Below are 13,693 nucleotides of genomic sequence, written 5' to 3'. Positions count from 1 at the left end.
TTGTTACGGTGAACTTCGAGCTCAGTGAGGAGCAGCGCCTGATGCGCGAGGCTTCGCGCGACCTGCTGTCGGAGCGGGCCCCGATCGGGCACGTCCGGGCCTGGACGGAGCGCGACGAGGACGTCGATCCCGAGGTGTGGCGGCTGACGGCCCGATCGGGCTGGCCCGGCCTGGGGCTGCCCGAGGAGTACGGCGGCACCGGCCAGGGCCTCGTGGAACTCGCGCTCGTCGCGGAGGAGATCGGGCGGGCGCTGGGGCGGGTCCCGTTCACGCCGACGGTGCTCGTCGGCCGGGCGCTCGCCATGTCGGGCACGCCCGACGTGCGCGCCGAGGTACTGCCCGAACTCGCCTCCGGCACGGGCTGGGCCGCGTGGGCCTTCGCCGAGCCGCGCGCCCCCTGGACTCTCGACGGCGTCCACGCCACCGCCCGGACCGACGGGGACGCGATCGTCCTCGACGGCGTCAAGACCGCGGTCCAGGCCGCGGGGGGCGCCCGCTGGCTGCTCGTCACCGCCCGCCACGACGGGGTTCCGGCGTCGTTCCTGGTCGACCGCACGGCGCGCGGTGTCAGCGTCCGTCGGCAGCAGGTGCTGGATCTGACCCGCTCGTTCCACGAGGTCCGGTTCGAGGGCGTACGGGTCCCACGGGAGCGCCGGCTCATCGGCGGGCCGGACGCCGTCCAGCGGCTGCTCGACGAGGCGTCGGTGCTCCGCTGCGCCGACGCGCTCGGGGTGATGGACCGCATGTTGGCGCTCACGGTCGAACACACCACGTCCCGTGTGCAGTTCGGCCGGGCGATCGGCACGTTCCAGGCCGTCAAGCACGCGTGCGCCGACATGGCACTCCTGGTCCACGCGACCCGGGCCGCCACAGGTTACGCGGCGATGGCCGCCGATGCGCGCGCCGACGACGCCGAGCGGGCGGCCTGTGCCGCCGCCTCGTACGTCGCGGCAGCGGCCGGCGAGGTCGCGGCCCGGGCCCTCCAACTGCACGGCGGTATCGGCTTCACCTGGGAGCACGAGCTCCACCTCCACCTGCGCCGGGCCCGGGCGGACAGCGTGCTGTACGGCGACGCCGCCGTGCACCGCGATCGGCTGTGCACCCTCCTGCGACGGCCCGGCGTGTCCGCCTGAGAGTGCGAACCGAAAGGCTCCCGATGGAGATCAAGGGCAAGAAGGCCGTGGTGTTCGGCGGCGCCTCCGGCATGGGCCGGGCGACCGCCGAGCTCCTCGCGGCCCGCGGCGCCGAGGTCGCCGTACTGGACCGTCCCACGTCGGCCGGCGCCGAGGTCGCGGCGGCGTTCCAGGGGCGCTTCCACCCCGTCGACGTGACGGACTTCGAAGGGACTGAGAGTGCGCTGGACGCCGCTGTGGCGGCTCTCGGCGGGCTGCACGTGTCGGTCACCACCGCCGGCGGGGGCAGCGTGGGGCGCACGCTCGGCAAGGCCGGGCCGCACGACCTGGAGACCTTTCGCCGAGTACTCGATCTGAACGCCGTCGCCACCTTCAACATCAGCCGTCTGGCCGCCGCGCACATGAGCCGCAACGAGGCGGAGGAGCCCGACGGGGAACGCGGCGTCATCGTCAACACGTCCTCGATCGCCGCGTTCGAGGGGCAGATCGGCCAGGTCGCCTACTCGGCGGCCAAGGCTGCCATCGCCGCGATGAGCCTCACCATGGCCCGCGACCTCGGCTCGCTCGGTATCCGTGTCGTCGCCATCGCGCCCAGTCTGTTCGAGACGGGCGCCACCGAGAAGATCCCCGCCGAGACGCGGGCGACGTTGGTGAAGGACGCCGCGTTCCCCCGTCGGCTGGGGCGGCCCGAGGAGTACGCGAAGCTCGCCCTCGCGGTCGTCGACAACCCGATGCTGAACGGCCAGTGCCTGCGGCTCGACGCCGGCCAGCGGTTCGGCCCGAAGTGAGGATGTGCTGATGGAACATCACGGCAGAGTGGCCCTGATCACCGGCGGCGGTCGCGGCTTCGGCAAGGCGTTCGGAGAGGCGCTGTCGGCGGGCGGCACCCATGTCGTGCTCGCGGACATCGACGGCGCCGCGGCGGCCGACGCGGCGGCGGAACTCACCGCGAAGGGTCTGCCCGCGACCGGGGTCACCTGCGACGTGGCGGACGAGGACGATGTCGGCGCCGTGATCCGCGACATCACCGAACGCCACGGCGGACTCGACATCCTGGTCAACAACGCCGGACTGCACGCCGCCTACAACAAGCCCTTCACCCAGCTGGGACTGGACGACGTGCGACGCGTGCTCGACGTCAATGTCATGGGCGTCGTCATCTGTTCGCTGGCGGCCCATGAGGCAATGCGGGGGCGGCCCGGCGCGAGCATCGTCAACATCTCCTCGTCGGCCGCCTACGCGAACCGGAGCATCTACGGCGTCTCCAAGCTCGCCGTCAGGGGCCTGACCATGTCCTTCGCGCGGGAGTTCGCCGCCCAGGGCATCCGGGTCAACGCGATCGCCCCGGGCCTCATCCTCACCGACACCGTGAGGGCTCAACTGTCCGCCGCCGAGACCGAACGCGTCCTGGGCGAGCAGATCCTCCGGCGCGAGGGCGAGGAGCAGGACATCGTGGAGGCACTGCTCTACCTGGTGTCCTCGAAGGCGTCCTTCGTCACCGGCGAGACGCTGCGGGTGACGGGCGGGTTCGCGCTGTCGGTCTAGCCCCGCCGACACGGCTGTGGCCCCGCGGCGTTCACCGCGGGGCCACCCGGCTGTCCTGCCCGGCTGTCCTACACGGTCACCGGTTCGTTCGCCGGCTTCCCGGCCAACTCCTTCTCCTCGTCGGTGATCGCTTTCAGCAGCACATACGGTGTGGCGATCTTCCACAAGGCGTAGGCGATCGAGGGGACGAGGTATGCGAGGAATCCGTTCCAGGCGAGCGGTCCGGTCTGGTTGAGGAAGACGAAGGCGCCCGGGATGAGCGTCACTCCCAGCACCACGCTGAGCCAGCCGTACCAGCGCGGGAAGAGCGGCCTTTGGCGGGTGTGGTCGACGAACGACGCGTATCCGATCGACCAGACCTGCAGGACGAAGATGCAGGCGTTGCCGACGAACATGAGCCAGAAGGTCTCGACCATCGCGGACAGGACGTCAGGAGAGTGGTTCTCCGGACGGTAGGCCGCGGCGGCGAGGATCGCGAGCGGGAAGAAGAACCCGAGCGGGGCCACCACGCCCGTGGTGAGCTGGATCATGGACAGCAGTCCCCAGCCGCCCTCGACCCGGCGCAGTTGCATGCTCGTCACGACGACATACGGGTATTCGAACGGGACGAGCAGCACCATCAGGGCGACGCAGGTGAGGATCGCCGTGCGGTGGTCGTGAAGGAAGGCGACGATGTCGTCGGGGCTCTCCGTCGGGCTCATCGGCGGATACAGATGGCCTATGGAGAACGCGACGAGCATCCCCACGAACAGGAGAACGCCGCACCACGCCGACACTCTCTGCAGTCTTATATGGAGGTCCTTCTTCATCTGCGGCTCCCTTGTGTTCCGGCCGATGTCTGCCGGCCGATCTCGTCCCAGCCCACGAGCCTGTCCAGCAGCAGGCCCGCGCTCGACAGGTAGTCGCCGTACCCGCCCCGGAAGAACAGCAGCGGGGTCTTGGGCGACTCGACCCTCAGGTCCCGGACCCGTCCCACGACCAGCAGGTGATCTCCGATCTCGACGACCTGCTCCACCGCGCAGTCCACCCACGCGACGATCCCGTCCAGCACGGGATTGCCCAGCGGTGAGGCCCGCCAGGGCGTGCCCTCGAACCGCCGCGCCGCCGGGCCGGTCGCCAACTGCCGCGACAGCCGCTCCTGGTTGCCCGCGAGGGCGTTGGCACAGAAGCGGCCCGCGCCCCTGATCGTCCGCAGGGTCACGGAGGAGCGGTCCGCCAGAAAGGACACCAGGGGCGGGTCGAGGGACACGGAGGTGAAGGTGCCGACGATCATGCCGTGCGGCCGCTGCTCGGGATCCGTGGCGGTGATCGCGACCACGCTCGTGGGGAAGTTGCCCAGGACGTCACGGAAGCGCCGGGCGTCGATCGCGTCCGCGTCCGGCGTCCGGGAGTGCGTCGCGCCGTCGCTCATATCAGGATGCGCATCGGCTCGGGCAGTTCGAGTCCCATCTGTGCCAGGGCGTTGGCGTGGTAGGCGCTGCCGGGCACATGGATCATGTGCTGGAGTCCGACGTGGGCGTCCCGCCAGAACCGCTGCATCGGATTGCCCCGCCGGATCGCGTTGCCGCCCGACCGGGCGAAGATCTCGTCCAGCGCGGAGACGGCCCGCCAGGCGCAACGGATCTGGTTGCGGCGTACGTCGGCGCGGTCCTGGAGGCTGATGGGCTTGCCCGCCTCGGCCCGGTCGTACAACCGGCTGATGCCGTCGATCAGTTGGACCCGCGAGGCGGCGATCTCCGCCGCGGCCTCCCCTGCGGCGTAGAGGACGTACGGGTCGTCACGCACCTGGACGCCGGTCACCGCGACCCGGTCCCTCTGCTGGCCCAGGTGGACGGCTAGGGCGCCTTCACAGATGCCGATGACCGCGGCGGTGATGCCGAGCGGGAACATCGAGCTGAACGGCAGTTTGTACAGCGTGTCGGTCAGCCCGACCGCCTCGGCGGCGGTTCCCTCCTGGACCGCTTCCTGCCTGATGGTGCGGTACGCGGGAATGAACGCCTTGTCGACGACCACGTCCTTGCTGCCGGTGCCGGACAGTCCGACGACGTCCCAGGTGCCGTCGATGATCTCGTAGTCGTCGCGGGGCAGGACGACGTGCAGCACGCTGATGGGACCGGCGGGCTTGCCCTTGCCGTCGCCGAGGAGCGCGCCGAGGAAGTCCCAGCGGCAGTGGTCGCTGCCGGAGGAGAACGGCCAGCGTCCGCTCAGTACATAGCCGCCCTCGACCGGGTCGGCGATGCCGTTGGGCATGTACGGCGAGGCGATCCAGGTGTCCGGATCGTCGTCCCAGACCTCGTGCGCGAGCCGGGGGTCCAGCTGGGCCAGCTCCCACGGGTGCACCCCGACCACGCCGCTCACCCAGCCGGCGGCGCCGTCGTGCCGGGCGACCGCCATCACCGCTTCCGCGAAGTCCCGCGGGTGGGCGGCGAATCCGCCGAACTCCTTGGGCTGCAGCAGCCGTATGACCCCCGCGGAGCGGAGCAGTTCGACGGTCCGGTCGCTCAGCTTGCCGAGTGACTCGTTCTCGTCGGCGAGCCCGGCGAGTTCCGCACCCAACTCCTCGACCCGGCCGACCACTTCATGCGTCACGGCGCACACCTCCTGGTCACTGATCCCTCGCATGTGCCGCGCGTCCCGGCGGCCAGACGGCCCCAGTGTCGAGGGCGGGAACCAGCGCTCGCTGAGCGGTTTCCGCTGACCGGGACTCACCCGCCCGGCGTGAGGCGTGGGCGCGGCGCGGCGCCGGCACCGCCCTGACTTCGGGGAACCGGCTGGTGAGGGCGCCGGACAGAGGGCCGCCACGTCAGACGGCGAAAGAGCCCGGGGCGGGCCGGTCCCCCGGTCCGCCCCGGGCTGTGTGTCCGCCGCGGTCGTCACCTGCTGACGGCCGCGACCACACCGCCGTCGACGAGGATGTCGATGCCGTTCAGGAAGCTCGCCTCGTCCGAGAGCATGAAGGCCACGACGGCCGCGACCTCCTCCGAGCGGCCGGTCCGGCCGAGAGGTGTGGCCTCGATGAGCCGCTGCATCGACGAGCTCTTGGCCGCCTCCTGACGACCCTGCGGGGTGTCGATGATGCCGGGCGCGAGCGAGCAGACGCGGGCGCCGACGGGCCCGAGCCGCACCGCTTCCCTGCGGGGCGAAGCGCGCCACTCCGTGCTTCGCCCAGGGGTAGGCCAGCGTGGACTGCTCGAGGTCCGGCCCGACCGCCTCACGGATCCGGTCGAGGAAGTCCTCCCGCAGCGGCTCGTCCAGGATCTCGCCGGCGGCCACGTCGGGCTCGACCCGGGCGAGAGTGGGGGACATCGAGGAGAAATACACGTGCGCCGTGCCCTCGGTGGCCAGCGGGCGCAGTGCCTCGGCCAGCAGCGCGGTGCCCACGAGGTCCACCTCGAAGATGCGGCGCCAGTCGGCCATGGTGGGTGAGATGCCGGCCGCGTGGGCGACCGCCCGCAGTGTGCCGGCCTCCGCGACCCGCTCGGCGAGCCGGGCCAGGCCCTCGCGGTCGGTGACGTCGAGGGCGAAGGGCTCGGCGGTCGCCCGGAGTTCGGCGTCGTTCAGCTCCTTGGCGACGGCCGCCGCGCGCTCCCCGTCCAGGTCGACGAGCAGCAGCACGTCGACCATGTCGGCCAGCCGCCGCGCGCATGCCTCTCCCATCCCGCGTCCGGCACCGGTGACTATTCCTACGGTGGTCATGCGCTGCTCCTCTGAGAAGTGGTGTTCGTGTGCTGTGAAGTCAGGTGAGGGGGTGAGCCCCGGGTCACCGCGCCCAGCTCTGCTCCATCGACGGCTGGGCGGCCCTGCTGACGAGTTCGACTCGGAAGCCGGTCTGCTCGCCACTGCGCAGGTAGGCGAAGAACAGCCCGCCGCCGGGACCCTTGCGGGTCGCCTCGATCACATAGCCGTGCCGTTCGAGCTCGGCGACGTCCGCCGCGACGTCGTCGGACCAGTAGCCGAAATGGTGGATGCCGGATCCGGGCGTGGGCTCCCACAGCGTTCCGGGGACGCGCCGGACGATCTCCAGCCGGGGCGCCGTCCCCTGCGTACGCGAGTACGCGCAGTGGAAGTCGATGACGGTGTCTCCGGTGGGCAGGCCGACCTCGGCGGGCCCGCCCATGTCGTCGCACCACTCGAAGCCGAACAGCTTCGAGAGCTGGTCCTTCGTCGCCTCGAAATCCTCCGCGACGATGCCCACATGGAACTGGTCCGAGGGCCGCAGGGTGCCGACCATGGTGTCTCCTCGCTACTGGGCTCCGGGCGCGTGGCCTGCGGAAGCCGGGGGGCAGTGCGTGGCGCCCACGTAAGCGCGGCGGTCTGACGCGTCACTGACGGCTTCCCGACGATTTCCCGACGTGGCGGGCGTCACATCCAGGGCCGGCGGCCCGGCGGCGGCTCAGTCGCGAGGGAGCCCGAGCCAGTAGCCGAAGCCCCTGCTGGTGTGGATGAGCGCGGGGGCGTCCTGGTCCACCTTGTGCCGCAGGCGGGAGACGAGCTTCTCGATGGCGTCGCTCGCCCGGAAATCACCCCAGACATGGCGGCTGATCTGGTCCTTCGACACCACGCGTTCCGCGTTGGCCAGCAGGTGTTTCAGCAGCCGGTACTCGGCGGGGGTCAGCCCGAGCGGCCGGGGACCGCGCCGGGCCTGACAGGAGGCGTCGTCGAGGACCAGGTCGCCGTACCCGGTCGTCGCCGTGCCGCTGCCGCGGGAGCCGCCCCGCAGCAGGAGCTCGGCCCGGGCAAGGGCCTCGGTGGTCCGCAGGGGCTTGGTGACGTAGTCAGCGTTTCGCTGGCCGAGGCCGGGGAGGAGGGTGTGGAGGTAGTCGCAGGTGATCAGGAACAGGACGGGCGGCAGATCGGCCGGCGCGGGCCGTGAGCCCCTGTCGAGGTCCCTCAGGTCCGGGAGCGTGGCGTCCCAGACGACCAGGTCGAACCGGCGTCGGGTGATCCGGGCGATACCTTCCGCGCCGGTGTCCGCCGTGCCGGCCACCGTGTATCCGGCCAGCTGGAGGCTCGTGGTGAGCACATCGGTCTCAGCGGGATCGCCCGCCACGATCAGGACGTCGCGCCCGCCCGTCCGGGACGGCGACGGCTTCTCGACGAGGTTGACCATGGCAAGACCTTTCGCACGGGCGCGCGGAACCTTCACCGTAACACGGTTACTTGCTTTACTTAAGTAACTCGACACGCGAGGTCGACGCCCCCGCACTCACCAGCTCCCCGATCACCCCGCCGCACATAGAGTGCACTTAATTAGGATCGACTGAAAGGGTGGAGGTCGGGATGCGTATCGGTATGCCCCTGAGCTACAGCGGCGGCTTCAAGGAATCCGTCGCCGAACTCCGCGACTACGAGAGGGCCGGGCTGGACATCGTCTTCGTCCCCGAGGCCTACTCGTTCGACGCGATCAGTCAGCTCGGCTTCATCGCCGCCCGCACCGAGCGGCTGGAGATCGCCTCCGGAATCCTCCAGATCTACACCCGCACCCCCACCCTGACCGCGATGACGGCCGCGGGACTGGACTACGTCTCCGAAGGACGCTTCACCCTGGGGATCGGCGCCTCGGGGCCCCAGGTGATCGAGGGCTTCCACGGGCAGCCGTACACCGCTCCCCTGGCACGCACCCGCGAGATCGTGGAGATCTGCCGGTCCGTGTGGCGCCGGGAGAAGGTGGAGCACGACGGCCGCCACTATCAAATCCCCCTCCCGCCCGGCGAGGGAACGGGACTGGGACGCCCGCTCAAGCTCATCAACCGACCGGTGCGCGAGCGCATCCCGATCGTGCTGGCCGCGATCGGGCCGAAGAACGTGGCCCTGGCCGCCGAGACGACCGAGGGCTGGATGCCGATGTTCTTCCACCCGGAGCGGGCGGGAACCGTGTGGGGCCCGGCGCTGGCCGACGGCCGAGCGCGGCGGGACCCCGCCCTAGGTCCGCTCGACATCGTGGTCTCGCCGCCCCTGGCCATCGGTGCGGACGTAGATGACCTCATCGATCTGGCACGGCCTCAACTCGCCCTGTACATAGGCGGTATGGGGGCGCGGGGACACAACTTCTACCACGACCTCGCCTGCCGCTACGGCTACGAGTCCGCCGCGGACACCATCCAGGACCTCTATCTCTCGGGCCACACGGAGGAGGCCGCGGCCGCCGTGCCCGCCGATCTGCTGCGGGCCACCTCCCTGATCGGCCCGGCCTCCTATGTCGCCGAACGGCTCGCGGCCTTCCGGGCGGCCGGGGTCACCACCCTCCAGGTCCGCCCCCTGGCGCGCACCACGGCACGGCGGCTGACCGACGTCGAACGGCTCAGGACGATGGTCTCCTGAGCCGGAATCCGCTGCTCACACCGGCTACCGGGGCTCCGCGGCCTCGGCGGCCAAACCCCGCATGACGTGTTCGAGGAGGGCGAGGAGCACCGTCTTCACGGACTCCCGGTCACGGGCGTCGCAGAGCACCAGCGGTACGACGGCATCCAGGTCGATCGCCGCGCGGATCTCCTCGGTGTCCTCCTCGATCCGGCCGTCGAAGCAGTTGACGCCGACGGCGAAGGGGATGCCTCGGTGCTCGAAGAAGTCGACGGACGGAAAGCAGCTCTCCAGCCTTCGGGTGTCCGCCAGGACGACCGCGCCGAGCGCGCCGCGGGACAGGTCGTCCCACATGAACCAGAAGCGGTCCTGCCCAGGGGCTCCGAAGAGATAGACGACGAGTGAGGGGCTGAGCGTGATCCGGCCGAAGTCCATGGCGACGGTCGTCGTGGTCTTCCGCTCCACACCGGCCAGGTCGTCCACCCCGACGCTGGCCTCCGTGATGAGCTCCTCGGTGCGCAGGGGCTCGGTCTCACTGATCGCACCGACCAGGGTGGTCTTGCCGACCCCGAAGCCACCGGCGACGAGGATCTTGGCCGTCGCCGCGTCGGGCACGGGCGCGGTGCGGCCGGAGTCAGATACTGCGGATGCCATCGATCACTGCCTGGATGAGACGGGCGTCGGGCGAACCGACCGCGGCGGGCGAGGAGACGGAGACGAGCCGGTGGTCCAGGAGGTCGTCGAGGAGCACGCGCACCACGGCGACGGGCAGGTCGAGACGGGCGGCGACCTCCACCAGCGCGGTCGGTGTCCGGCACAACGCCAGGAGCCGGTTCTGTTCGGGCTGCATGCGCTGGTCGCGGGTCGGCGGCCGGACCGTGCTGATCAGTGAGATCAGTTCGATACCGGGGCGAGCCGTCGAGGTCCTTCCGCGGGTCACGGTGTAGGGGCGAACGAGCGAGCCCGGGTCGTCGTCCGCCCAGGGGTCTTCCTCCGACCAGTGCCTCATTCATGCTCACCCGCGAAGGGTCTGCCGCCGTACTCGGGGAGCCTCGGGGCCGCGCTGAGGAACTGGCCCACCTGACGGACGAGCATGGTCATCTCGTAGCCGACGACGCCGACATCCACGGCGGAGGTGGCAAGCACGGCGAGCCGGGCGCCACCGCCCGCCGTGGTGACGAACAGGAAGAGATCGTCCATCTCGATGACGGTCTGCTGCACCCGTCCCCCACCGAAGTGCCGGCTGGTGCCCAGCGCCAGGGAGTGCACGCCGGAGGCGATCGCGGCGAGTTGCTCGGCATCGGCGCGTTCGAGTCCCTCGCTCGCCGCGACGAGCAGACCGTCCTCCGACAGGACGATGGCGTGCAGGGTCTCGGGAATCCGCTCGATCAGGCTGTCCAGGAGCCAGGCCAGTTGGCCGTGTGCGGTGTTCGTCGCTGTCATGGGGTGGTGTTCCTCGTGGGCCGGGGACGGGTGGGCAGCGGACTCCCCTCGGGCGGAGCCGAGGGCCAGGGGCGTATGGGGACGTCTTCCTGGGCCCGGGCCCGCCGAGTGCCGTCCCGCAGCGCGGCGAGCATGGAACGCGCCTGCTCCGGCCTCCGTTCCGGAGCCTGTCCGTCACGGTCGAACCCGGTGTCCGGCGTCGCGGGCCGCTCCCGCAGCTCCGGAGCCAGATGGGCCTGGCGGACGCGACGCGGGAGGCGGCTGGGACGGGTGACCCGGGGGCCGCCGAACGGCGGTGCGCCGGGATCCGGAGGGCCTGACGTACCGTCGCCACCGTCCCTGGGCGTCGGCGGGCCGGGAGGCGCCGTCGGGTTCCCGGCCGTGCGGATACGCCGCAGCGGGCCGCCGGTCGTCGCGGCCGCGCCTGCCGGGCTGACCGAGGCCAGATGGCGCTCCGCCCTGGGGTCGAGCGGCGGCGGGGCTTCGGTGACGGGCTCGACGAGTGGGTGCGGAAGGACCACGACGGCCAGCGTTCCGCCGTACGCCGAGGCCTGGAGACCGGCTGAGATGCCGTGGCGGTGCGCGAGGTGACCGACCGTGAAGAGCCCCAGGCGAGGGTCCTCGCCCAGCGCGGTGAAGCTGAAGTCCTTGGGGTCACGCAGCAGTTCGTTCGCCGTCTCGTACTCGTGCGCCGACAGGCCCAGCCCACGGTCCTCCACCTCGACGGCGTAGCCCTGCGCCACCGGCAGTGCCCGGACCCGTACCTCGGTGTGGGGCGGGGAGAAGGTCACGCCGTTCTCGATCAGCTCCGCCATGAGGTGGATCGTGTCGCCAACCGCGGACGCCGCGACCGCGATCGGCGGGATCGGCTCGACCACCACCCGGTCGTATCCCTCGATCTCGGACACCGCGCTGCGCAGGACGTCCGCGAGGGGCACCGCCTGCTTCCAACGGCGCCGCGGAGCCGCACCGGACAGCACCGTCAGACTCTCCGCATTGCGCCGCATCCGGGTCGCGAGATGGTCGACCCGGTAGAGATCGGCCAGGAGCTGCGGATCCTGTTCCTTGCGTTCCATGCTGTCGATGACCGTGAGCTGACGGTGCACCAGGACCTGGATGCGCCGCGACATGTTGTGGAACACCAGACGCGCCCCCTCCCGGAGCGAGGCCTGCTCCAGAGCGACACTCACCGCGGTCCGCTGGGCGCTGTTGAAGGCGTCCGCGACCTTGCCCAACTCGTCGGTTCCATAGTCGAGTTCGGGCAGCTCGTCGACGCCGGCCCGGCTGCCCTCCGTCCTGAGACGGACGATGAGCTCGGGCAGCCGGTCCTCGGCCAGCTCCAGCGTCGCCGCACGCAGCCCGGCCATGCGGCCGAGCAGGGATCGGGTGATGCGCCAGGACAGGAAGCCGACCGCGAGCACCGCCAGCAGGGTGAGGGCGCTGACCATCAGCACCCGGACGAACAAGGCGTGGTTGCGGTCCGCCGCGTTCTGGGTGACCTCGGGCAGGTACCGGATCTGCACGGCCCGCACCTCCGCTGACACACGTCCGGCCGCTGCCGCGCGGGCCGTCGTGACGCGCGGGATCTCGATGGTGCCGTCCTCAGCCGCGGTCGCCGCCGCGACGGCTGTCTCCAGGGCTGCCAGTTCGGACCAGTCCCGGCCGCCCATCACCTTTTCCAGCGCAGCTCGGAAGTCCTTGGGCAGGTACGGCACCACTTCGTCGGAGAGTACGGAGGCCCGGACCGCGGCTGCGGCCGTCAGCTCCGTCCGCTCCTGAACGCTCAGCCGCCGGGAGGCGCCGGCACCGCCGAGGATCGCTTCCTCTCGCGACAGCGCTTCCGTCGCCCGCATGAAGGCCAACGCGTGGCCGGCGTCGGCTGCGGTGGCGCCGCTGGTGTTGTCCGTGTTCAGCATGCCGAAGAGATTCAGCACCGACGTCACGGCTTCGGAGTACACGTCGAAGGCATGCCCGCGGGTGGTCTTGCCCTGGTCCACCGCGGCCCGTTCGGCGACAAGGGCGGCGAGCCGCTTCCGCACCACGGCCCGCTGGTCCCGGTACTGTGCCGAACCCTCTGACGCGGAGCGGGAATCCGCCTCGCGGAAGTCGGCCAGGATGACATCGGTCCGGCGCCGTTGCGCCCGCAGTTCGGCGGTGCCGTCCTGCGTCGAGATCCGACGCATCGTCAGCTTCCGTTCCTCCTGGAACGCGTCGACGCCGGGCACCAGCGCATATGTGGTCGCGGCCGGATTCCCCTCCTGTTCGGCCTTGTGCCACTGGTTCAGCTGTACGGCCGAGCCGCTGGCCCACAGCAGCGCCAGAGCGGCGGCCGGAACCACCGTGAGCGCGATGAGCGACGTCCGGATGCTGCGACCGTGCCGCACGCCGGGCCTGGTCCGCTCGGGTTTGCCCCGGTGCCGGCTCATCCCACGCTCCCGCATCGGACGGTTCTGCCGGGGAGACGAACTGCGGTGGGGAACGAGGGCACCGGGATTTCCTTTCCAGGGTGGCGCATGAAACAGCGGAGCTGTCGGGCAGAAGAGGGCACGCGAGAACGCGTCGGCGATGGGGCGAAAGGAGCACTGGGAGGGATCACCGGCGAGAGCGGAAACACCGGCGGCGGACTGCGGATCGGCGACGGGGTCCCGTCCCCGCCGCACAGCAGGATAGGTATGAAACCGAGCCGCCCTCGCGGGGTCAAGAGGCGTCACAAGCGCACCGACCGTCGGATTAGGACGACCAGTCCAATCTTCTCTTCGATAAGCGGGTCCTGCCGCCCGCCCGGCGAGCGGGCCATGACGGCGTTTCAGCCGATTACCCAGGACGAAGAGGGAGGCACGGCATGTCGCGGCCGGCATCGGCAAGGCGGCGGCGAGCGGTGCGGCGACCCCGTGGCATCGACGGCGACTGTGACCCGGATCACGGGCGGTGGTGCAGCCCGCTCCACCACCCGCCCGGGAGTCTGGTCCCTCGCGCTCGGCCCACCGGCAACGGATCGTTGGCTTACGGAAGTTCAGTGGAGCCCCGGCAGGGGAACCCACACGTCCTCCCCCGAAAGGAAAGCCGAGTGAAGACGGCGCCGCTCCCGGCCCTGTGGTTCCTGATACTCCTCAATTTCGTCGTCGCCGTCGGCTCGGGCCTGATCGTCGACGACTCGAGGGCCCTCGCGACCTCGCTCGCGACGGCCCTCGTCTCGGCCGGTATCGGCTTCAGCCTGCCCCGGCACCCCCCACGGCAGCGACCGCGCCGGCCCTGACCGGACCTGATGGTCG

At 70.9% G+C, this 13,693-nt stretch carries 14 protein-coding genes and 2 pseudogenes; 5 read left to right on the top strand and 11 right to left on the bottom strand.

Annotated elements, in window-relative coordinates:
• Window positions 1–8 precede the first annotated feature (8 nt).
• Genes ACIHIX_RS44205 through ACIHIX_RS44195 form a run of 3 tightly spaced genes read left to right on the top strand, consistent with a single transcriptional unit; the run spans window position 9 to window position 2,678 of the window.
• Window positions 9–1,133 carry an acyl-CoA dehydrogenase family protein gene (locus ACIHIX_RS44205; RefSeq protein ID WP_399966273.1) on the top strand — a complete coding sequence of 375 codons (1,125 nt, stop codon included), beginning with the start codon at window positions 9–11 and terminating at the stop codon, window positions 1,131–1,133.
• Between the two features lie 23 nt (window positions 1,134–1,156).
• Window positions 1,157–1,921, top strand: a complete 765-nt coding sequence (locus tag ACIHIX_RS44200) for an SDR family NAD(P)-dependent oxidoreductase (protein WP_399966272.1) — start codon at window positions 1,157–1,159, stop codon at window positions 1,919–1,921.
• 10 nt (window positions 1,922–1,931) lie between these two features.
• A complete protein-coding gene (locus tag ACIHIX_RS44195) occupies window positions 1,932–2,678 on the top strand; it encodes an SDR family NAD(P)-dependent oxidoreductase (RefSeq protein ID WP_399966271.1) in 747 nt (248 codons plus the stop codon).
• Between the two features lie 68 nt (window positions 2,679–2,746).
• Here ACIHIX_RS44195 and ACIHIX_RS44190 read toward each other — a convergent pair whose 3' ends face one another.
• The 7 genes and pseudogenes from ACIHIX_RS44190 to ACIHIX_RS44160 all read right to left on the bottom strand — a co-directional run bounded on the left by ACIHIX_RS44190 (window position 2,747) and on the right by ACIHIX_RS44160 (window position 7,788).
• The gene (locus ACIHIX_RS44190; protein WP_399966365.1) at window positions 2,747–3,418 is read right to left on the bottom strand and encodes a hypothetical protein; all 672 of its coding nucleotides are present in this window, start codon (window positions 3,416–3,418) and stop codon (window positions 2,747–2,749) included.
• A 65-nt stretch (window positions 3,419–3,483) separates the two neighbouring features.
• The gene (locus ACIHIX_RS44185) at window positions 3,484–4,089 is read right to left on the bottom strand and encodes a flavin reductase family protein (protein WP_399966270.1); all 606 of its coding nucleotides are present in this window, start codon (window positions 4,087–4,089) and stop codon (window positions 3,484–3,486) included.
• Window positions 4,086–4,547 (bottom strand): annotated as a pseudogene (locus ACIHIX_RS44180) (hydroxylase); the annotation flags it as partial. The pseudogene ACIHIX_RS44180 and the gene ACIHIX_RS44185, both read right to left, overlap by 4 nt.
• A gap of 1,004 nt (window positions 4,548–5,551) precedes the next feature.
• On the bottom strand, window positions 5,552–5,803 hold the full coding sequence (locus tag ACIHIX_RS44175) for an SDR family oxidoreductase (protein WP_399966364.1): 252 nt from the start codon (window positions 5,801–5,803) through the stop codon (window positions 5,552–5,554).
• A gap of 226 nt (window positions 5,804–6,029) precedes the next feature.
• Window positions 6,030–6,302, bottom strand: a pseudogene (locus ACIHIX_RS44170) (SDR family NAD(P)-dependent oxidoreductase); the annotation flags it as partial.
• A 136-nt stretch (window positions 6,303–6,438) separates the two neighbouring features.
• On the bottom strand, window positions 6,439–6,909 hold the full coding sequence (locus tag ACIHIX_RS44165) for a VOC family protein (RefSeq protein ID WP_399966269.1): 471 nt from the start codon (window positions 6,907–6,909) through the stop codon (window positions 6,439–6,441).
• Between the two features lie 162 nt (window positions 6,910–7,071).
• Window positions 7,072–7,788: a response regulator transcription factor gene (locus ACIHIX_RS44160; protein ID WP_399966268.1), complete on the bottom strand. Its 717-nt coding sequence runs from the start codon at window positions 7,786–7,788 to the stop codon at window positions 7,072–7,074.
• A 170-nt stretch (window positions 7,789–7,958) separates the two neighbouring features.
• Between ACIHIX_RS44160 and ACIHIX_RS44155 the strand changes: the two genes are divergently transcribed.
• Window positions 7,959–8,999, top strand: coding sequence for an LLM class F420-dependent oxidoreductase (locus ACIHIX_RS44155; RefSeq protein ID WP_399966267.1), 1,041 nt, complete (start codon window positions 7,959–7,961; stop codon window positions 8,997–8,999).
• Window positions 9,000–9,023: 24 nt separating this feature from the next.
• Here the strand turns inward: ACIHIX_RS44155 and ACIHIX_RS44150 are convergent, their stop codons facing one another.
• The 4 genes from ACIHIX_RS44150 to ACIHIX_RS44135 are packed head-to-tail and all read right to left on the bottom strand — an operon-like array spanning window position 9,024 to window position 12,847.
• Complete coding sequence (locus ACIHIX_RS44150; RefSeq protein WP_399966266.1) at window positions 9,024–9,632, bottom strand: GTP-binding protein; 609 nt, start codon at window positions 9,630–9,632, stop codon at window positions 9,024–9,026.
• Window positions 9,613–9,987 (bottom strand): DUF742 domain-containing protein, encoded by a 375-nt coding sequence (locus tag ACIHIX_RS44145; RefSeq protein ID WP_399966265.1) that lies wholly within the window; start codon window positions 9,985–9,987, stop codon window positions 9,613–9,615. Before ACIHIX_RS44145 ends, ACIHIX_RS44150 begins: the two co-directional genes overlap by 20 nt.
• A complete protein-coding gene (locus ACIHIX_RS44140; RefSeq protein ID WP_399966264.1) occupies window positions 9,984–10,421 on the bottom strand; it encodes a roadblock/LC7 domain-containing protein in 438 nt (145 codons plus the stop codon). The genes ACIHIX_RS44145 and ACIHIX_RS44140 overlap by 4 nt, the downstream gene beginning before the upstream one ends.
• Window positions 10,418–12,847, bottom strand: coding sequence for a nitrate- and nitrite sensing domain-containing protein (locus ACIHIX_RS44135; RefSeq protein ID WP_399966263.1), 2,430 nt, complete (start codon window positions 12,845–12,847; stop codon window positions 10,418–10,420). The genes ACIHIX_RS44140 and ACIHIX_RS44135 overlap by 4 nt, the downstream gene beginning before the upstream one ends.
• A 641-nt stretch (window positions 12,848–13,488) precedes the next feature.
• On the opposite strand from ACIHIX_RS44135, the gene ACIHIX_RS44130 reads away from it, so the two are divergent.
• The gene (locus tag ACIHIX_RS44130) at window positions 13,489–13,677 is read left to right on the top strand and encodes a hypothetical protein (protein WP_399966262.1); all 189 of its coding nucleotides are present in this window, start codon (window positions 13,489–13,491) and stop codon (window positions 13,675–13,677) included.
• Window positions 13,678–13,693: the final 16 nt, after the last annotated feature.

Source organism: Streptomyces sp. NPDC051913, from assembly GCF_044593635.1.
Taxonomy (GTDB): Bacteria; Actinomycetota; Actinomycetes; order Streptomycetales; family Streptomycetaceae; genus Streptomyces.
Note: the sequence above shows the minus strand (reverse complement) of the source record. Positions and strands in the feature narration are given on the sequence as shown.